The 18,118-nt window shown below is 75.2% G+C and carries 16 protein-coding genes; 4 read left to right on the forward strand and 12 right to left on the reverse strand.

Going from position 1 to position 18,118, the window contains the following annotated elements; genetic code table 11:
• Positions 1 to 851: 851 nt before the first annotated feature.
• Positions 852 to 992: a hypothetical protein gene (locus tag ACFV9Q_RS07120; RefSeq protein WP_377233804.1), complete on the reverse strand. Its 141-nt coding sequence runs from the start codon at positions 990 to 992 to the stop codon at positions 852 to 854.
• A gap of 1,191 nt (positions 993 to 2,183) precedes the next feature.
• Here ACFV9Q_RS07120 and ACFV9Q_RS07125 point away from each other — a divergent pair.
• Positions 2,184 to 2,813: a hypothetical protein gene (locus tag ACFV9Q_RS07125; protein ID WP_377233805.1), complete on the forward strand. Its 630-nt coding sequence runs from the start codon at positions 2,184 to 2,186 to the stop codon at positions 2,811 to 2,813.
• A 51-nt stretch (positions 2,814 to 2,864) separates the two neighbouring features.
• Here the strand turns inward: ACFV9Q_RS07125 and ACFV9Q_RS07130 are convergent, their stop codons facing one another.
• From ACFV9Q_RS07130 to ACFV9Q_RS07140, 3 genes are all read right to left on the reverse strand, one after another.
• Positions 2,865 to 4,109: a glycosyltransferase gene (locus tag ACFV9Q_RS07130; protein ID WP_377229842.1), complete on the reverse strand. Its 1,245-nt coding sequence runs from the start codon at positions 4,107 to 4,109 to the stop codon at positions 2,865 to 2,867.
• Between the two features lie 196 nt (positions 4,110 to 4,305).
• Positions 4,306 to 4,719: a nitroreductase/quinone reductase family protein gene (locus tag ACFV9Q_RS07135; RefSeq protein WP_377233806.1), complete on the reverse strand. Its 414-nt coding sequence runs from the start codon at positions 4,717 to 4,719 to the stop codon at positions 4,306 to 4,308.
• Positions 4,719 to 5,579: an SDR family NAD(P)-dependent oxidoreductase gene (locus ACFV9Q_RS07140; RefSeq protein ID WP_377233807.1), complete on the reverse strand. Its 861-nt coding sequence runs from the start codon at positions 5,577 to 5,579 to the stop codon at positions 4,719 to 4,721. The genes ACFV9Q_RS07135 and ACFV9Q_RS07140 overlap by 1 nt, the downstream gene beginning before the upstream one ends.
• Positions 5,580 to 5,692: 113 nt before the next feature.
• Between ACFV9Q_RS07140 and ACFV9Q_RS07145 the strand changes: the two genes are divergently transcribed.
• Positions 5,693 to 6,316, forward strand: a complete 624-nt coding sequence (locus ACFV9Q_RS07145; RefSeq protein ID WP_377233808.1) for a TetR/AcrR family transcriptional regulator — start codon at positions 5,693 to 5,695, stop codon at positions 6,314 to 6,316.
• A gap of 26 nt (positions 6,317 to 6,342) precedes the next feature.
• Here the strand turns inward: ACFV9Q_RS07145 and ACFV9Q_RS07150 are convergent, their stop codons facing one another.
• The gene (locus ACFV9Q_RS07150) at positions 6,343 to 6,999 is read right to left on the reverse strand and encodes a TetR/AcrR family transcriptional regulator (RefSeq protein ID WP_377233809.1); all 657 of its coding nucleotides are present in this window, start codon (positions 6,997 to 6,999) and stop codon (positions 6,343 to 6,345) included.
• 53 nt (positions 7,000 to 7,052) lie between these two features.
• Between ACFV9Q_RS07150 and ACFV9Q_RS07155 the strand changes: the two genes are divergently transcribed.
• Positions 7,053 to 8,492 carry a DHA2 family efflux MFS transporter permease subunit gene (locus ACFV9Q_RS07155; protein WP_377233810.1) on the forward strand — a complete coding sequence of 480 codons (1,440 nt, stop codon included), beginning with the start codon at positions 7,053 to 7,055 and terminating at the stop codon, positions 8,490 to 8,492.
• Here ACFV9Q_RS07155 and ACFV9Q_RS07160 read toward each other — a convergent pair.
• From ACFV9Q_RS07160 to ACFV9Q_RS07185, 6 genes are all read right to left on the reverse strand, one after another.
• Positions 8,476 to 9,882 (reverse strand): serine/threonine protein kinase, encoded by a 1,407-nt coding sequence (locus ACFV9Q_RS07160; RefSeq protein WP_377233811.1) that lies wholly within the window; start codon positions 9,880 to 9,882, stop codon positions 8,476 to 8,478. The two genes, ACFV9Q_RS07155 and ACFV9Q_RS07160, sit on opposite strands and share 17 nt — an antisense overlap.
• 79 nt (positions 9,883 to 9,961) lie before the next feature.
• Positions 9,962 to 11,527: a serine/threonine-protein kinase gene (locus ACFV9Q_RS07165; RefSeq protein WP_377233812.1), complete on the reverse strand. Its 1,566-nt coding sequence runs from the start codon at positions 11,525 to 11,527 to the stop codon at positions 9,962 to 9,964.
• A gap of 34 nt (positions 11,528 to 11,561) precedes the next feature.
• Complete coding sequence (locus ACFV9Q_RS07170; protein ID WP_377233813.1) at positions 11,562 to 13,307, reverse strand: serine/threonine-protein kinase; 1,746 nt, start codon at positions 13,305 to 13,307, stop codon at positions 11,562 to 11,564.
• A gap of 124 nt (positions 13,308 to 13,431) precedes the next feature.
• Positions 13,432 to 14,268, reverse strand: coding sequence for an HAD family hydrolase (locus ACFV9Q_RS07175; protein WP_377233814.1), 837 nt, complete (start codon positions 14,266 to 14,268; stop codon positions 13,432 to 13,434).
• 156 nt (positions 14,269 to 14,424) lie between these two features.
• A complete protein-coding gene (locus ACFV9Q_RS07180; protein WP_377233815.1) occupies positions 14,425 to 15,033 on the reverse strand; it encodes a putative glycolipid-binding domain-containing protein in 609 nt (202 codons plus the stop codon).
• A gap of 133 nt (positions 15,034 to 15,166) precedes the next feature.
• Positions 15,167 to 15,925 carry an SDR family NAD(P)-dependent oxidoreductase gene (locus ACFV9Q_RS07185; protein WP_377233816.1) on the reverse strand — a complete coding sequence of 253 codons (759 nt, stop codon included), beginning with the start codon at positions 15,923 to 15,925 and terminating at the stop codon, positions 15,167 to 15,169.
• A gap of 212 nt (positions 15,926 to 16,137) precedes the next feature.
• Between ACFV9Q_RS07185 and ACFV9Q_RS07190 the strand changes: the two genes are divergently transcribed.
• The gene (locus ACFV9Q_RS07190) at positions 16,138 to 17,184 is read left to right on the forward strand and encodes an AraC family transcriptional regulator N-terminal domain-containing protein (RefSeq protein WP_377233817.1); all 1,047 of its coding nucleotides are present in this window, start codon (positions 16,138 to 16,140) and stop codon (positions 17,182 to 17,184) included.
• Positions 17,185 to 17,595: 411 nt separating this feature from the next.
• On the opposite strand, the gene ACFV9Q_RS07195 is transcribed toward ACFV9Q_RS07190, so the two are convergent.
• Positions 17,596 to 18,111 (reverse strand): TetR/AcrR family transcriptional regulator, encoded by a 516-nt coding sequence (locus ACFV9Q_RS07195; protein ID WP_377233818.1) that lies wholly within the window; start codon positions 18,109 to 18,111, stop codon positions 17,596 to 17,598.
• Positions 18,112 to 18,118 lie beyond the last annotated feature (7 nt).

Here is an 18,118-nt window from a genome sequence, read left to right on the forward strand (position 1 = left end):
CCGGCCCGCAAGGTCCCCAGGGCAGCACGGGGTCTGCGGGCGAGGCCGGCGCGCAGGGCGAGACAGGCCCGCAGGGAGCCGACGGCGCGCAGGGCGCCACCGGATCTCAAGGCGCTGGTGGTGCCGACGGTGCCGATGGCGCCACGGGCGCGCAGGGTGCTGACGGAGCCGACGGTCCGCAGGGCGCAGACGGAGCGACCGGCGCCCAAGGAGCCGCCGGCCCGCAGGGCCCTGCCGGAGCACAGGGTGCTTCAGGAGCTGACGGTCCGGAGGGCGTACAAGGTCCGGCCGGTCCGCAGGGTCCCCAAGGAGCAGACGGCGAGACAGGGCCGCAGGGAGCAGACGGAACCGACGGAACCGACGGCGCACAAGGCTCCCAGGGTGCCGACGGCGCCACCGGACCGCAGGGAGCGGACGGTGCGACGGGTCCGCAGGGAGCGGACGGAGCCACAGGGCCGCAGGGAGCAAGCGGAGCCGACGGCGCACAAGGCGCAGACGGCGCACAAGGCCCTGACGGTGCGCAGGGCGCTGACGGTGCTGACGGTTCAACCGGCCCTCAGGGCGCGGACGGCGCGCAGGGCGCCGACGGCCCGCAAGGACCCACCGGCCCCCAAGGCGCTTCGGGCGCAGACGGACCCGTGGGCGTACAGGGACCGGCCGGACCGCAGGGGCCTCAGGGCGACGTCGGGCCCGACGGCGAGACCGGCGCCCAAGGAGCGGAAGGTGCCGCGGGCCCGCAGGGCGCGGACGGCACGGACGGGACCGACGGCGCACAGGGCGCAACAGGCGCCCAAGGCTCGGACGGGGCACAGGGCGCACAGGGTGCGGCCGGACCGCGGGGCCTCAACGGGTCAGACGGTGCCGACGGCCCGCAAGGCGCCACCGGGGCGCAGGGTGCGGACGGCCTGGATGGTGCCGACGGCCCGCAGGGCGCGACCGGCGCGCAGGGAGCATCGGGTGCGGACGGCGCTCAGGGCGCGACCGGCGCGCAAGGACCGACCGGTCCACAGGGCGCGTCGGGCACGGACGGACCTGCGGGCGTGCAAGGACCGGCCGGACCCCAGGGCCCTCAGGGCAGTGTCGGTCCGGAGGGAGAGGCCGGCGCCCAGGGCGCCCCCGGAACCGACGGCGCGACCGGACCACAGGGCACGACCGGACCACAGGGGGCAGACGGAGCGCAAGGCTCGGACGGCACTGACGGAACCGACGGCCCGCAGGGAGCGACAGGACCGCAGGGAGCCGACGGGGCGCAAGGCGCGACCGGAGCCGACGGCGCCACGGGCGCCCAGGGTGCTGATGGCGCGACCGGACCGCAAGGCGCAGACGGCAGTGACGGAACCGACGGCGCACAGGGCGCAACGGGCCCGCAGGGAGCGACAGGTTCACAGGGCGCCAACGGGGCCCAAGGCGCGACCGGAGCCGACGGCGCGACCGGACCGCAAGGCGCGGACGGGGCTGACGGCGCGACCGGACCGCAAGGCGCGGACGGGGCTGACGGAGCCGACGGTTCGCAGGGCGCGACCGGGTCGCAGGGCGCCGACGGCGCTCAAGGTCCGACGGGACCTCAGGGCGCTGCCGGACCCCAGGGAGTGCAGGGGCCCGCCGGGCCGCAAGGCCCTCAGGGCGCGGACGGCGCCGACGGCGTCGACGGCGCACCAGGCACACAAGGAGCGACCGGCTCGCAAGGTGCCACAGGTCCCCAGGGCACGGCGGGTGCCCAGGGCCAGACAGGGCCACAGGGCACGTCCGGAGCCACCGGCGCACAGGGCCCCCAAGGCACCCAGGGCACAGCCGGAACACAGGGCCCGATCGGTCCGCAGGGCCTCACTGGAACCCAGGGCGCGACGGGCACACAAGGTCCCGTCGGCCCCCAGGGCGCGACCGGCACCCAGGGCGCCGTCGGACCGCAGGGCACACCGGGCACGCAAGGCGCGACCGGCGCACAAGGCGCCGCAGGTCCGCAGGGCACACCAGGCACGCAAGGCGCGACCGGCGCACAAGGCGCCGCAGGTCCGCAGGGCACACCGGGCTCGCAGGGAGCAACAGGCCCGCAAGGCACAACAGGCGCCCAGGGCGCCACCGGAGCCCAGGGCGCCACCGGCGTGCAGGGCCCCACCGGACCCCAGGGCCTCACGGGTCCCACGGGACCGCAGGGTCCCGCCGGCCCGCAGGGGCCCCAGGGCGTGCAGGGGGCAACGGGCACCCAGGGCGCGACCGGCACGCCGGGCACGGCCGGCGCCCAGGGCGCGACCGGGACCGCCGGCGCGCAGGGCCCCGCGGGCCCGCAGGGCGCCGTCGGGCCACAGGGAGCGACCGGTGCGCAGGGTCCCGCCGGGCCACAGGGCGCCAACGGGACGCAGGGCGCCCAGGGCGCCGCCGCGCCCGCGAACGGCGGGTACTTCTACACCACGTCGACGGCGGGGCAGAACGCGAACACGGTGGTGCCCCTGACCACGGCCGGCACCACCTACGGCACCGGCGTGGCGCTCAGCGGCGGCGCGATCACGCTGCCCGCGGGCACCTACGTCGTCACCTACTCCTGGTCCGCGGACGCAGTCGGCGACCTGACGGGTGCCGCCAGCGAGGTCGTCTCGGCCTACCTCGTCCTCAGCGGCACGGAGGTCCCCGGGTCCCGGATCAGGCAGACGACGTCGAACCTGTCGAGCGTCGACGGATACGTCAGCAACACCATCACCATCTCGACCGCGGGCGGCACGCTCCAGCTCTTCAACGGCAACCGCGCCGTCACCCACGGCACCACGAACCTGAGCGGGTTCGTCGGCAGCGTCAACGTCCAGCAGGTCACCCGCTGAGCCGGCCGGCCCGTCAGTGAACCGTCAGCACACCAGACCGTCAGCACACCCTCAGCAGAGCAGCGGACCGCCCTGGCGGGGGCCGTCCTTCACCGCCACGAGCTGGGCGCCCACGTAGGAGATCTTGTGGGTGCGGTCGAACTCCGTCGGGAAGTACGTGCGCAGGCCGCCGACCTGGAACCGCAGGTGCGCACTGCCCGGGAAGGCTCGCTCGCGGAGCGGGGCCTGGGTGAGGTACCAGAAGCTGTTCTCGTTCCACCAGGCCACGTGCGTCGGGTCCTGGAAGGCCCCGCGCCCGTCGGTGCTCGGCGTCGTCGTCAGCACCAGTCCCCCGTGCGCGAGCACCCGGTGGCACTCGGTGAAGAACGCGTACCGGTCCGGGATCCGCTGCAGCAGCTCGGTCGCGACGATCACCCCCACCTCGCCGTCGCCGTACGGCAGCACCGGGTAGTCCGCGTCGATCCCGAGGTCGTCCGCGCCGGGGACGAGCGTCCGCGCCGACCACTGCGCCGTGTGCAGGTCGATCGACGCCAGCCCGGCCCGCTTGGCCCAGGCCACCGCGAGCCCGGCGATGCCGCGGTGGTAGCGCTCCACGGTCTCGCGCTGGATCAGCTTGTTGATCCGTCCCTCGCGCTGCGTGTTCCCGTCGTGGATGCGCTGCAGGTAAAGGCAGGCGTCGACGTGGTGGAAGTCGCCGACCTCGTACAGGCGCATCATCAGGTCCTGGTCGTCGAGCACCTCGAGCGACGCGTCGTACCCGCCCACCCGGTCGTACGCAGAGCGCCGGAAAGCGCGCACGTGGTTCGGGGCGTACCAGATGTAGCCGACGTTGTGCGGGCTGGGCGCGAGCGCCCGGCAACGGTTCACGAGCATCTGGTTGACGTTCGCGGGCGCGTACTCCCAGCCCATCGCCGGGTTGAAGGTGTCGAAGTTCGGCGAGCCGTCCGCGTTGATCTGCGCGAAGTCGGAGTACACGAGCACCGCGTCGCGGTGCCGGTCGAACGCGTCGACCACCTCGGCCAGGCAGCGCGGCGCCAGGACGTCGTCGTGGTCGAGCTCGAGGAGGATCTCACCGGTCGCGAGCGCGCACGCCTCGCGCTTGATCGCCCCCACGAGACCGGTGGCCTCCCCGCGCAGGACCCTGATCCGCGGGTCCGGCTCCGGCGGTTCCCAGCGGGCGTCGCCGTTGAGCAGGACGATCCACTCCCAGTCGCGGTACGTCTGGGCGACGACGCTGCGGTAGCAGTCGTCGAGATACCCCGGCGCATGACTCGGTGTGAAGACGGATACCCTCACGTGCCCGCGACCTCCCGTGCCCGTCGTCGATGCCACAGTCGATGCCGCCCGGTGCGGCCTGGTCGCCCGGCCTGCGCAGAGCCGTTGCTGCGCGCAAGGTCATTCCTAAGGGACGACGGACCCGCTCGCATCCCCAGCCCGACGCCCGACGCCGGAAGCCCGCGCCGGAGGCCCGCCGCCGGACGGCCGGCACCGCTCAGTCGAGAAAGCTCACCTCGACCAGGCGGCACCGGCGCACCCAGTCCTCCAGGTCCACCGGCTGGGCCAGGTGGCCGGGGTTGGCCGGCTGGTTGAGGTCGGCGGCGATCTCGGTGAGCACCGCGCGCCGCTCCGTGTCCTCGGTGACGGGCCGGGCGGTCGCCCGCAGGTCCGCCCGCACGCCGTGCTTGAGGTGGAAGGTGAAGGCCGGCTCGGCCACCAGGTTCACGTACCAGCTCGGCCGGTCGACCGTCCCGCTGCACAGGTACGTGCGGCCGGCCACGTGGTAGAAGAAGATCTCGATCTCCCGGGGCAGGCCGGTGCGCCGCCCCGTCGTCGTGACGTCGACGATCCGCTGCCGGGTCGTCGCGGCCGGCGTGATCTCGACCGCCCGGCGCACCGCCGCGTCCATCAGGCCGCCTCACCCTCGCGCCGCGCTGCGGCGTCGCCAGTCGCCAGGGCGCCGACGGCGCCGTCCTCAGCCGCCGGGGCGTCCACGGCGTCGTACCGCAGGGCCGGCCCCAGCAGCAGCCCGCCGTCCACCACGAACTCCGACCCGGTGGCGTACGCGGCGTCCGCGGAGGCCACGAACAGCGTCAGCCGGGTCACGTCCTCGGGCTGCCCGACGCGCGGGATCGCGAACGGCTCCGGCGTGTAGGCGTCAGTGACGGGCGCTGCACCGGGCGCCGCCGGCTCGGTGATGAACGCGGTGGCGACGGCGCCGGGGTGGATCGAGTTCACCCGGATCCCGTCTCGGCCGAGCTCCATGGCCGCCGTCCGGGTCAGGCCGCGCAGCGCCCACTTGCTCGTGGTGTAGGCCGCGAAGTACGGCGTGGCGGTGTTCGCCATGGAGGAGGCGATGTTCACGATCGAGCCGCCCCCGCCGCGCCGCATCGACGGCGTGACGGCGCGGATCCCGAGGAACTGGCCGGTCACGTTGATGTCGAGCTGGCGCTGCCAGTCGGCCAGCTCGGTGTGCTCCACCGTCGCGGCGGCCTGCGGCACGCCCGCGTTGTTCACCAGCACCGACACCGGCCCGAACCGCTCCTCGGCCGCCGCCACGGCGTCGGTCCACTGCCGCTCGTCGCGCACGTCCAGGGTGACCGCCAGTGCCCGCTCCCCCAGCTCGGCGGCCAGGCCGGCCCCGCGCTCCTGGTTCCGGTCCCCGATCACCACGTGGGCCCCCTCCGCGTGGAAGGCACGCACGTGGCTCACGCCCATGCCGCCGCCCGCACCCGTGACCAGGACCGTCTTGTTCTCGAATCGCCGCACGGCTGTCCTCTCGTCGAGTTGCGAGTCATCCGACTCGCAACAACGGCGACGGTACGCCGGGCTATGGTTGTGAGTCAAGCGACTCACCTCGCAGGTTCCGGCATGATGGACGCATGGCGACAGGGACGGGCGTGTACCACCAGCAGCTCGCGGAGCAGAAGCGGACCGCGATCATCGACGCCGCCACCCGCCTGTTCATGGCCCACGGCTACGCGGGCGCGTCGCTGGCCCGGGTGGCGCAGGACGCCGAGGTCTCCAAGGCCACGCTCTTCAAGCAGTTCCCCACCAAGGCGGCCCTGTTCGAGGCGGTGGTGACGCAGCAGTGGGACGCGGCCGACGACGACCGCACCACGCCGGAGCCCGGCGACCTCGCGCGCGGCCTGCGGGTGTACGGGCGCCGCTACGCCGCCCTCATGTCACGGCCCGAGATGGTGGGCCTGTACCGGATGGTGATCGCCGAGATGCCGCGGTTCCCGCAGATCGCCGACACCCAGTTCGAGTCGGGGAAGATGCCGTTCTTCCGGGCGGTCCAGCACTACCTCCAGGCCGAGCACGACGCCGGCGCGGCGCGTGTCGACGACACGCTCATGGCAGCGACGAACTTCCTGGGCATGATCGGCAGCTACGTGTTCTGGCCCCGACTCATGGTGGTGGGCTGGGACCCGACGCCGGCCGAGGTCGAGAACGCCGTGGACGAGGCCGTGGCGACGACCGTCGCCCGCCACGGCATCGCGTAACCCCTGGGGCGCGCCGGACTCCCAGGTCAGCCGCGCGGCCCGAACGCCGCCAGGAACGTGTCGACACCGGCGTTGACCGGCCCCACGGCCTCGGCCGGGTCGATCGGGCGCGCCCCGTACGCGCTGCGCGTGAGCACCTCGTCCTGCACGAGCGCCATGAAGTGCCGGGCGGCCCGCGCCGGGTTGTCGGTGTGCAGGCGCCCCGTCGCGGCGAACTGGCCGAACTTGCCCGCCAGGCGGTCCAGGGTGCGGTCGCGCCCGGCGTCGCGGATGGAGTCGACGGCGTCGCCGAACCGCGGCGACTCGGCGAACTGCAGCCGGATCACCGCCGCCCCCTCGGCGTCCGTGACGCACGCGATGATCGACGCCCCGAGCCGCTCCAGCTCGGCGCGCAGGTCGTCGGTGTCCACGTCGATCGAGTCGACGATCCGCGACACCCGCTCCCCCGAGCGCGCGGCGTACTCGGTGATCACCTCGAGGAAGAGCGTGCGCTTGTCGCCGAAGTGGTTGTAGACCGTCGGCTTGGCCACGCCCGCGTCGCGGGCGATCTCGTCCACGGACGCGTCGGCGAAGCCGTCCCGGGCGAAGACCAGGAGCGCCGCGTCGAGGATCGCGCGGCGCTTGTCCGGCCGCGCTCCGCCCCGCCGCCGGGCGGCCGTCCCCTCGTCCGTGTGCGTGCTCATCACCGCAGATCCTACCTTGACCGCTGTACCGGCGCGGCGCATATAGTGAACTTATGAGTTCAGTTCAGCGAACTGCTGAGTCCACACCCGTGCCCGCGCCCCGGCTGGGCGCCCTCGCGACGGTCCTCGTGGCGGGCGGCGTCCTGGCCCTGCTGTCCACCACGGTCGTCGGCGTCGCCGTGCCCGACCTCGCGGACGACCTGCGGGTCTCCGAGGCCGACGCGTCCTGGGTCGCCACGGTCGCGCTGCTCGCCGCGGGCGTGGCGATCCCCCTGTCCGGCTGGGCGACCACCCGGTTCGGCACGCGCGCCACCTGGCTGGTCGCGCTCGGCCTGTTCGCCGTCGGCCTGGCCGCCTCCGCCCTCGCCCCCACGTTCCCGGTGCTCGTGGTGGCCCGCGTCGTGCAGGGCCTGGGGGCCGGGGCCCTGGAGCCGATCATGCTGACGGCCCTGGCGCGCGCCGTCGACCCGGCCCGGATGGGCCGCGTGATGGGCTCAGCGGCGGCCGCCATGTCGATCGGGCCGCTGCTCGGCCCCGTGACCGGCGGGTTCCTCGTCGGAACGGTCGGCTGGCGCGCGGTCTTCGGTGTGCTCGCCGTGGCCGCGGCGGCCCTGTGGGTCGTGTCGCTGCTCGTGGTCCGGGACGACGAGCGCGCCCCGGCCGCCCTCGACCTCATGGGGCTCCTGCTGCTCTCGGCCGGCACGACGGCCCTGCTCGCCGGGTTCTCCCGCGCGGCCGCGCCGGACGGCGTCGACCCGCTCGCCATCGCGCTCGTCGTGGGCGGCGCGCTCGCCCTGCTCGCCTTCGTGCGGTGGGCCCGACGCCGCGGCACGACGGCGATCGTCGACCTCGGCACCTTCTCCGCCCGGGGCTACGGCGCCGCCGTCGGCGTGATGGCCCTGCTCGGCGCGGCCGTGTACCCCGCGTTCTTCGGGCTGCCCCAGCTCTTCCAGTCGGTCGGCGGCCTCTCGCCCGCGGCGGCGGGCCTGCTGGTGGCCCCGTACGGCCTCGGCACCCTGATCGCGATGCCGCTCACGGGCCGGCTCTCGGACTCGGTCAGCACCGGCCTGCTCGTGCGGGTCGGGGCCGGCGTGGCCGCCGTCGGCTTCGCGGGCTACCCGCTGGCCGGGATGCTCGACGGCGCCGCCCGGGTCGCCCTGTACGCCGTGCTCGGCCTGGTCGTGGGGCTGGGCATCGGCTCGGTCGGCAGCCCGACCGTCTCGTCGATCTACCGCGCACTGCCGCCCGCGCGCATCGCGCCGGGCACCACGATCCTGTTCGTCACCAACCAGCTCGGCGGCGCGCTCGGCGTGGCCGTCCTGGCCGGAATCGTCGGGATCCTGGGCGGCGGGCGCTGGGACGCCGACGTCGCGGGCTGGCCCCTCACTGTCCCCGTCGTGGCGTGCCTCGCGGTCGCGGGGCTCTCGGCCCGGCTGGCCAGCGCCGACGCCGCCGACACCGCCGGAGCGGGCCGCGCTACAGCAGGAGCGTGACCGCCGCGAACACCAGGGCCGCCACCGCCACGCCGACGGCGATCATGAGCGCCAGGGAGGTCCGGGAGCCCGGTCCCGCGCCGCCGCCGGAGTCGGCGCTCCGGCCGGAGCCCGGTGCCGACCGGTCGTCCTGGGCGCCCCGGGGCAGGATCGACACCGGCTGCGCCGGGGTACCGGGGGCGGGACCTGATGCGGGCCCAGCCACGGTGGGGCCGGCCTCGACGGAACCGCCGGCGGCGGCAGCGGCGGCAGCGGTCCCGGCGTCGCCGGGCGGGACGTCCAGCCGGGCCGTGTCCAGCTGCTTCGTCAGCGCCGACGTCTCGGTCGCGTCCAGCCGGGCCGTGTCGAGCTGCTCCGTCGTGTCCGGCCCAGCCGTGTCGAGCCGCTCCGTCTCGTCCGGCGCCCCGGCCGCGCTGGGACCGGACCCGCTCCGCCCCGACCTCGCCACGGGCGCCACCGGCGCGATCCGCGCCGTCGGCTCCGCGGGGATCGCCGGCGCCAGCGGCGCCGACCGGCCCCGGCCCAGCACCGCCCACTGCGTGAGGTCGCCGGTCAAGCCGGCGGGCAGCACCCACGCACCCGGAGACCCGGCCGCCAGCCGCCGGCGCAGCGCCGCGAGCGTGGGCCGCTCCCCGGGGTTCGCGCGGACGGCGGCGGCCACCGGCTCGACCAGGTCGTCCGGCAGGCCCGTGAGGTCGGGCTCATCGTCCCGCACCCGGCGCGCCAGCTCGCCGGAGGCGCCGGAGCCGAAGGGCCCGCGCCCGGTCGCGGCGTACGTGAGCACGGCGCCCAGGCCGAAGACGTCGGCGGGCGACCCGGGCTCCAGGCCGCGCGCCACCTCCGGGGCCAGGTAGGCGACGGCGTCCGGCACGAGCCGCGGGAGCGTGACCGTGACGGCCTCTAGCGCGCGGGCGATCCCCAGCCCGCTCACCACCGGGCCGTCGGCGGTGAGGACCACCGTGGACGGGTCGAGGCCGCGGTGCACCTGGCCCGAGGCGTGGACGGCGGCCAGGGCGTCCGCGAGCGCCACGGCCAGGCTCCGGACGGCGGCGGGCGGAAGCGGGCCGTGCGCCTCGACGGCCTCACGGAGCGAGGGCCCGGGCAGGAAGTCGGCGGCGATCCACGGTGTGCGGGCGGCCAGGTCGGCGTCGCGCACCCGCTGCACGTGGGCGGCGCGGAGCCGTCGTGCGCCGTCCGCGCCCTCGGTCAGGAGCGCGAGGACCTGCGGGTCCCACGCGATCTGCTCGCCGACCACGGTCACCTCGGCGAACAGCCCGTCCGCCGACCGGCCGAGGTAGGCGGGGCCCAGCCGACCGACCCGGAGTCGGCCCCGCAGGTGGTAGGGGCCCAGCTCGCGGGGGTCACGCTCGCCCAGCGGTTCCAGCTCCATGATCGGTGTCCTCTCGGTGGTCCGGAACGGCTGGGGTCAGGTCGGCACGGGTCAGGTCGGCACGGGTCAGGTCGCAGCGTCAGAACAGCCCGTCCAGGATGGTCGACATGTCGACGGGGACCCCGCACGCCACGCCACCGGACTCGGTCGCCTCGGCGGCCGGTTCGCCGTCCAGCCCGATCCGGCAGGTGATGTCGTCGACGTCGTCGCCCTCCGCGGTGACGGTCAGGGACAGGACCTTCGACTCGACGGGGATGGTGCCCGTCCACGGCGTCACCACCGTGAAGCCGTCGCCGTTGCCCTGCTGCCCCTGCTGGGTGCCCTCGTCGTCCGAGGTGACGACCGTGGCGTCGTAGCTCACCGTCAGCACCTCGCCGTCGCGGGGGGTCACGATCTCCAGCTCCACGCTGTGCGGCGCGTCCACGGGTCCGGCGCCCAGGTGCTCGCCGGACAGGCTGTAGGCACCGCTCGCCACGGCGTCGGCGGGGACGTCGCCCTCCGCCGCGAACCACCACGCGCCGCCGGCCACCGCGGCGGCCCCGGCCGCCGCGAGCGCCCACCACCCCCGGCGCCGGCCCGTGCCACGCCCACCGACCCGGGCACCGCCGGGCCCCACTCCCGCTCCCGTGCTCGTGCCCGCGCGGTCGCCCGTGTCGACGGCGTCCTCGACGCCCTCCGGGACCGGCGCCCGGACCACCTCGGTGACCGCGGGCGCCTCCCGCGCCTGCAGGTCCTTGAGCTCCTGCGCGCGCTCCGCGACCAGCGGGCCGACGCCGGACGGCAGCCGCCACGGCACGACCGCCGCCGCGCCCGCGACCGCGGCAGCACCGGCCCCGGCGCCGCCGGCCGGCCGGAGCCGGTCGAGCACCTGCGCCGTCGTCGGCCGGTCGGCCGCGTCCTTGGCGAGGCAGTCCGCGATCAGCCCGCGCAGCTCCTCGGGCGCCTCGCCGAGGTCGACGTCCTCGTGCACGACGCGGTAGACGACCGCCTCGGTGGGGCCGCCGCCGAACGGCGAGCGCCCCGTGGCCGCGAAGTGCAGCACGCACCCCAGGGCGAACACGTCCGACGGCGGTTCGGCCTCCCGTCCGCGCACCTGCTCGGGCGACATGTAGGCGGCGGTGCCGAGCACGTCGCCCGACGTCGTCACCGACGTCGCGTCGACGGCGCGCGCGATGCCGAAGTCGATCACGCGCGGGCCGTCGGCCGTCAGGAGCACGTTGGCGGGCTTGAGGTCGCGGTGCACCAGGCCCGCGGCGTGGATCGCCTCCAGGCCGCCCACCAGCCCCGCGCCGAGCGCCCGGACCGCCTCGACGTCGAGCACGCCGCCGCGCTGCACCACCTCGTGCAGCGACGGGCCGGGCACGTAGGCGGTGGCCATCCAGGGCCGGTCGGCGTACGCGTCGGCGTCGACCACCTCGGCCGTGTGATAGCCGCCGACCGCCTGGGCGGCCTCGACCTCCCGGGCGAACCGGACGCGGAACTCGTCACCCTGCGCCAGGCCCGGGTGGATCACCTTGACCGCGACGACGCGCCCGCCGCGCGAGCGGCCCACGTAGACCTGGCCCATGCCGCCGGCGGCGAGCCGGCCCAGGAGGCGGTACGGGCCTGCCTGGGCGGGGTCGTCCGCCCGGAGTGCCTCGATCACGGGCGCACCTCGGGCAGCCGTGCGACGCGGCGCATCAGCCGTTGCCCTCCTGGGTCTGGCCGGCCTTGCCCAGCAGGTTGTCCAGGTACTCCTGGAACTCAGGGGTGCCGGGCTCGGGCATGTCGTCCAGCCGCTCCTGCTGCTCCTTGGTCTGCTCCTTGGCCAGCTTCTCGCTGTTCTCGCGCATCTCGTCCATCTGCGCCTGGATCTGCGGGGGCAGGAGCATGCAGCCCACGTTGACCTGCCCGGCCTCCTCGGCGACCACCTCGCCGTCGATCAGGATGCGGCAGGAGACCGCGACGTCCGTGTCGGTGGTCAGCATGGCCATCCGGTCGCGCCAGCCGGCCTCGGCCGTCAGGGTGATGTACGCCCCGTCGACCGTGCCCTTGGCGGTGATCGTCCTGCTCCACGGGAGCTCGATCTCGGTGTACAGCTTGTCGGGATCCATCTCCGCGACGTCCTCAGCGCTGCGGAACGAGCCCGCCAGGCCGGACGGGCCGAGCCGCCCGTCGTAGCGCACACCCACCTCCGTGGTGGCGGCGTCCTTGCCCGTGGCGGTCACCTCGAGCGTGACGTCGTGCTCCTCGTCCGGCACGGTGAGCTGCATGTTGCCGACCGACGGCGACGGCCCGGCGTCCGGCGTCCCGCCGTCGGGGGTCAGCACCCCCGCGACCGCGACGGCGGCGACCGTGCCGACGGCCACGGCCGCCACCCCGATGCCGGCCCACCTCGCCGCCGGGGTCCGCCACCAGGGCCGGGCCGGGGCGTCGTCCGGGCCGCCCGCCGGCACGCCGGCGGCGTCCGGCGCCCCGCCGCCCACCAGCAGGTCCCCGCGCCGCGTGCCCGGGTCACCGACCCGCTCGGTGGCCGCGGGGTCGTGCCGGGCCACCGACACCACGCCCGCCTCGGCCCCGCCCACCTCGGCGCTGCGCTCCGCGATCATCGCGACCACACCGGCGGGCAGCTCCCAGCTGTTCGTACCCGTGGCGAGCCGGTCCACGACGTCGGACAGCGCGGGGCGCTCCCCCGGCTCCTTCGCGAGGCAGGACCCCACCAGGTCGCGGATGCCCGACGGCACACCGGTCAGGTCGGGCTCGTCGTGGACCACGCGCCGGGCGACGTCCTCGGCCGCGCCGCCGCCAAAGGGGCTGCGCCCCGTGCAGGCGAAGCCCAGCACCGAGCCGAGCGCGAAGACGTCGGACGCCGGGGTGATGTCCAGGCCGCGCACCTGCTCGGGCGACATGTAGGGCGCCGTGCCGATCGAGCCCTGCCGGGTCAGGGAGGTCGCGTCCCGCTCCAGCGCGATGCCGAAGTCCACGACCCGGGGGCCGTCGTCGGCCAGCAGGATGTTGGACGGCTTGAGGTCGCGGTGCACCAGGCCCTGGTCGTGGATGGCGCTCAGGGCCTCGGCGAGGGTGGCGCCCAGGGTGCGGACCACCGACAGGGGCAGCGCGCCCTCCTGGTCCACCGCGTCCTGCAGCGAGGGGCCCGCCACGTAGGCGGTGGCCATCCACGGCCGCTCGGCGTCGGGGTCGGCGTCGACCACCTGCGCCGCCCAGAAGCCGCCGACCCGCCGCGCCGCGGCGACCTCGCGCCGGAAGCGCGTGCGGAACTCGGCGTCGCCCGCCAGGTCGGGGTGGATGACCTTGACCGCCACGGGCCGCCCGGTGCGCGGGCGGCCCAGGTACACGCTCCCCATGCCACCCGCGCCGAGGCGCCCCTCGATCACGTACGGACCGACCTCGCGCGGATCCCCGCTGCTGAGCGCTGCGACTGGCACTGTGCCCCCGACTCCCCTGACCGCCCCGGACCGGCTTCCGCGGCGGGCTGCTGGCCTGATGGTAGAGGGCCTAACGTTTTGGTTCAATCGGTCGCCGGACGGGTCGCACTACCGTTCGGGCAGGTCAGGCCGCCGACAGCAGGAGCGCGTCGCGCAGCGCCGACGCCGCGCCGTCCTGCTCCACGGTGCCCGTGACGCGGTGGGCGGCGGCGCGGACGGTGGCGGGCGCGTGCCCCATGGCTATCGACACGGCCGCCCAGGCGAACATCTCCAGGTCGTTCTCCCCGTCGCCGACCGCCAGGGTCCGCGACGGCGCGACGCCGAGCTCCACGCGGATGCTCTCCAGCGCGATCGCCGCGCTGACGCCGGGGGCGGTGACGTCCACCCAGTCCACGCGGGCGGGGATCGCGGTGACGCCGGACGCGCGCAGCGCCGGGGCGAGGCGCTGGGCCCACTGCCCGTACACGACCAGGCGCGGCGTCGGCCGCGCCCAGAGGTCCTCGACCTGGCGCAGCACCTCCTGGTGCCCGTGGAGCTGCTGCTCGGGGAACCGCCGGGTGACGCGGTACCCGGTGCCGACCACCTCGGCCGCGAGCCGGAGGTCCGGCCGGATGCGCGTGACCAGCCGGACCACGGGCTCGGCCGCCACGGTGCGCACCTCGACCACCGAGTAGCCGTCCGGGTCCAGGCGTGCGGTCACGGCCCCGTTCGCCGCGACCACCCAGCCCTCGCGGACCCCGAGCTGCCGCACCACCTGCACCGCGCCCGACAGCGACCGGCCGGTGGCGATCACCAGGTGGTGCCCGGCGGCACGCACCGCCGCGAGCGCCTCGACGACGGCGGGGGTGGCCCGGCGGCCGGTGCGGACGAGGGTCCCGTCGACGTCGCAGGCGACGAGGGCGGGCGTGGACGTGGGTACGTCGGGCGGTGCTGCGGTGGCCCCGGAGGCGGTCGCGGTCACGATATTCCCCTGGTGATAGGTGGCGGGGCCATCATCGCGCATACTAGGACATTTTGGAACTCGCGTTTCGGGCCGAGAGGGATGTTATCCCAGGTCAGAGGCCTGCAGCAGCCGAAACGATACACGTCGGGCCGGGTGAATGACGCACCCGTCCGGTCAGCGCTCGCGGACGGCGATGCCCGGGTACTCCTGCACCAGCCCGGAGGGGTCGAGGGTGAGCACGCAGGCGAAGTCGAAGGTCGCCGAGGTGTAGTCGAGGCTGAGCACGTCGGGAGTGCGCTCCCGGAGCCGGTACTCCTGCTCGATCGGCTCGACGGAGAGGTCGGCGGCCCGGACGAACAGCGCCGGCGCGGCACCGGCCCGCCCGGGCCGCAGGTCGAGCCGGTGCACCGGCAGCGTGTTCGTCACGGCGGACGACTCGAGGTCCACGTCGACACAGTCGTCGAACCGGTCGTCGGGTACGCCGTCGACGAGCCAGCGTGCCCCGCCCGCCGGGTTGTCCGCCTCGGTGAGGTCGGCCCGTTCGAGGGTGACGCGGAGGGTCTCGGCGGCCGTCAACGCCTCGATCCGGACCTCGCGGGTACGCCACCGGTGGTCGACGTCGATCCGGTACCCGACCGACCACGCCTCGGCGCCCTCGGCGGCGGTGGTGTGCCCGCGCAGCACCAGCCCGTCCGCCGTCGACCGGACGAACAGCACCTCGAAGCCGGCCCGGACCCCGGTGTGGGTCCAGGCCGACACCTCGGGCATCGGTCGAAACCGCATGGTCCGACCCTAGCCACAGGCGCGCCGCCCGCACGGGCTATGGGCTGAACCGCCCACAGGTTGATCCGCCTGCGGGTTGATCCGCCTACAGGTTGATCCGCCTACAGGTTGATCGGCCTACAGGTTGATCGGCCTACAGGTTGAAGCCGCCGGTCACCTCGATGTCCTGCGCGGTGATCCAGCGGGCGCCGTCGGACAGGAGGAACGCGATGGCGGAGCCGGCGTCGTCTGGCTCGCCGAGGCGGCCCAGCACGGTGCGGCCGACGAGCTGCGCCGTGACCTCGGGGTACTCCTCGAACGCGCCGCCGGCGAACGGGGTGCGCGTGGGCCCCGGGGACACCGAGTTCACGCGGATGCCGCGCGCGCCCAGCTCCTTGGCGAGGTAGCGGGTCAGCACGACGACGGCACCCTTCATCGACCCGTAGGCCGAGTACCCCTCGGACAGCCCGGCGGTGCCCGCGGAGCTGCTGGCGGTGTTCACGATCGCGCCGCCGTCCTCGATCAGCGGCAGCAGGGCCTGGGTCACCAGGTAGGGACCCTTGAAGATGACCCGGTAGAAGTCGTCGAGCTGCTTCTCGGTGGTGTCCGCGAACAGGGTGCCGCCGCCGTACCCGGCGTTGTTGACCAGGCCCGTGACGGTCCGCGCGCCCCAGGTCTCGGCCAGCGCCCGCTCGACGGCGGCCCGGAACGCCGGGAACGTGGCGCTGTCGCCCACGTCGAGCGGGAGCGCGACGGCGGTGCCGCCGGCCTCCTCGATGCGTTCGACGGTCTCCAGCGCGCCGTCCCGGTTGGCGTTGTAGGTGACGACGACGCCGGAGCCGCCCTCCGCGGCGCGGATCGCGGCGGCCTGCCCGATGCCGGAGCTGGCCCCGACGACGATGGTGATCGACATGTCTGCCTCGTTCTCTGGTGGTCCTGAGTCTTGCCGGATAGTGCTTCCTTGTGGATGCACTGGAGTCGGGACCGTGCGGTCCTGGCTGCCCGACAAGTCAAGGCGATGATTGGTTGCAGCGGTGATAGCGTTCCTCGCGCTTTCTTGCCTGATCCTGCTCGCAGGGGTGTTGCGCGGGGTCGGAGCGTCGTCGGAGGAGGAAGGTGGGCGGCATGGACCTCGACGAGCTGCGCGCGCTCATGGACCGGCGGGCGCCCGCCGGCACCAGCGAGCCGCTGCCCGGGGTGTTCCTCTCGCGCGAGACACGGCCGGGCGACCCGGAGGCCGCGACGACGGGCACCACGTTCGCGCTCATCACGCAGGGCACCAAGGAGCTGCGGCTGGGCGCCGAGACCGTCGTGTACGGGCCCGGCGAGTACCTGGTCACGTCGATCGACCTGCCGGTCATCGGGCGGTTCACGCAGGCGAGCGAGCAGGCCCCGGCCCTGGGCTTCGGGATGACGCTGACCGCGCCGGCGATCGCGGAGCTGCTGCTGTCGGCGGGGGCTGCGGCGGCGGGGGCTGGGTCAACGGGGGCTGGGTCGGCGGGGCCTGGGTCGACGGGAGCCGGGGCGGCGGGAAGCACGTCGGCGAGCACCGGGTCCCCGGGAGCGGCGTCGCCGGACGCCGCACCAACCGAAACCGCTCGCGGTTCGGGCCCGCTCGGCGCGCCCGGCCCGGGGCTCGGCCCTGCCGTCCCCGCGCTGGCGACGAGCCGGGCGCCGGCCGAGCTGCTGGACGCCGTCGGACGGCTGATCCGCCTGCTCGACAGACCGCGCGACCTCGCGGTGCTCGGACCGATGGTGCAGCGGGAGATCCTCTGGCTGCTGGTCACGGGACCGCAGGGCGACACCGTGCGGCAGCTCGGGCTGGCCGGCAGCAGGCTCACGCGAGTCAGCACCGTGGTGCAGTGGATCCGGGACAACGCCGCCGAGCCGCTCCGCGTCGAGGACCTCGCCCGGCGCGCGGGCCTCAGCGTCTCCGCGTTCCACCGCACGTTCCGCGCGGTGACCGGGTCGAGCCCGCTCCAGTTCCAGAAGCAGCTCCGGCTGGCCACCGCGCGCCAGATGCTCGCGTCGCGGAACACGAGCGTCACCCGGGTCGCGTTCGACGTCGGCTACGAGAGCGCGGCCCAGTTCAACCGGGAGTACCGCCGCCTGTTCGGCACGCCGCCGGGCCGCGACCGCAACCGGCAGGCCGGCACCGCGGCCGTCGGCTGACGGACGCCGCCGGACGCCCCGTCGACCAACCCGCCGCCGGCCGCCCCGTCGACCAACCCACCGCCTGACGACCATGCACCCGCTGCCAAGCAGACCTGCCTTCTGGCAGCAACTGCATGCTCATCTCGCGGGCGCACGCCCCGGGGCCGACACCCCCGTACAGACCGATACCCCCGGCATGGCGGCGCGACTGTCGCGGGCCGATCCACCGCCCGAGCGCCCGCCGGCCGACCACGCACCTGCTGCCATTCCGGCGTCCCGTCTGGCAGCAACTGCATGGTCATCCGTTGCCGGCCGACCCGTCGAATGACCCACCGCCCGACGACCATGCACCTGCTGCCAAACGGTCGTGCCCACTGGCAGCAACTGCATGGTCATCCCGCGGCGGCCTACGGCGGCGCCCGGCGTGTCTCAGGCGTCCGGGACCAGTCGGCGCAGGACCGGCTCCGCGGCCGCGACGACGTCGGACCCCGAGATCGCGCCGGAGAGCCAGAGGCTCGCGAAGCCGTGGGCGACGGACCAGGCCGCGCGCGCCCCGTCGGCGTCGGGCGCCAGGCCCGCGAGCGCCCCGGAGGCAACCTGCTCGGCGGCGAGCAGGTCCGCGTCGTCACCGTGCAGCAGGCTGCGGTCGAACATGACGGCGAAGTGCCCCGGGTGGTCCACCGCGAACCGCACGTAGGCGACGCCGGCGGCGAGCAGGTCGTCCCCGGCGTCGTCCACGGCCGAGGCGAGCAGGGTGAAGCCCTCGGTCGCAACGGCCGTGAGCACGCCCGCCTTGTCCCCGAAGTGGTGGGCCGGCGCGGCGTGCGACACCCCCGCGAGCCGGGCCAGCTCGCGCAGGCTCAGGCCGGCGGGCCCGCGCTCGGCGACGGCGGTCGCGGCGGCGGCGGTCATCGTCCTGCGCAGGTCTCCGTGGTGGTAGCTCATGGAGCCC

The sequence above is a fragment of the Promicromonospora sp. NPDC059942 genome, from assembly GCF_042731755.1.
Taxonomy (GTDB): Bacteria; Actinomycetota; Actinomycetes; order Actinomycetales; family Cellulomonadaceae; genus Promicromonospora.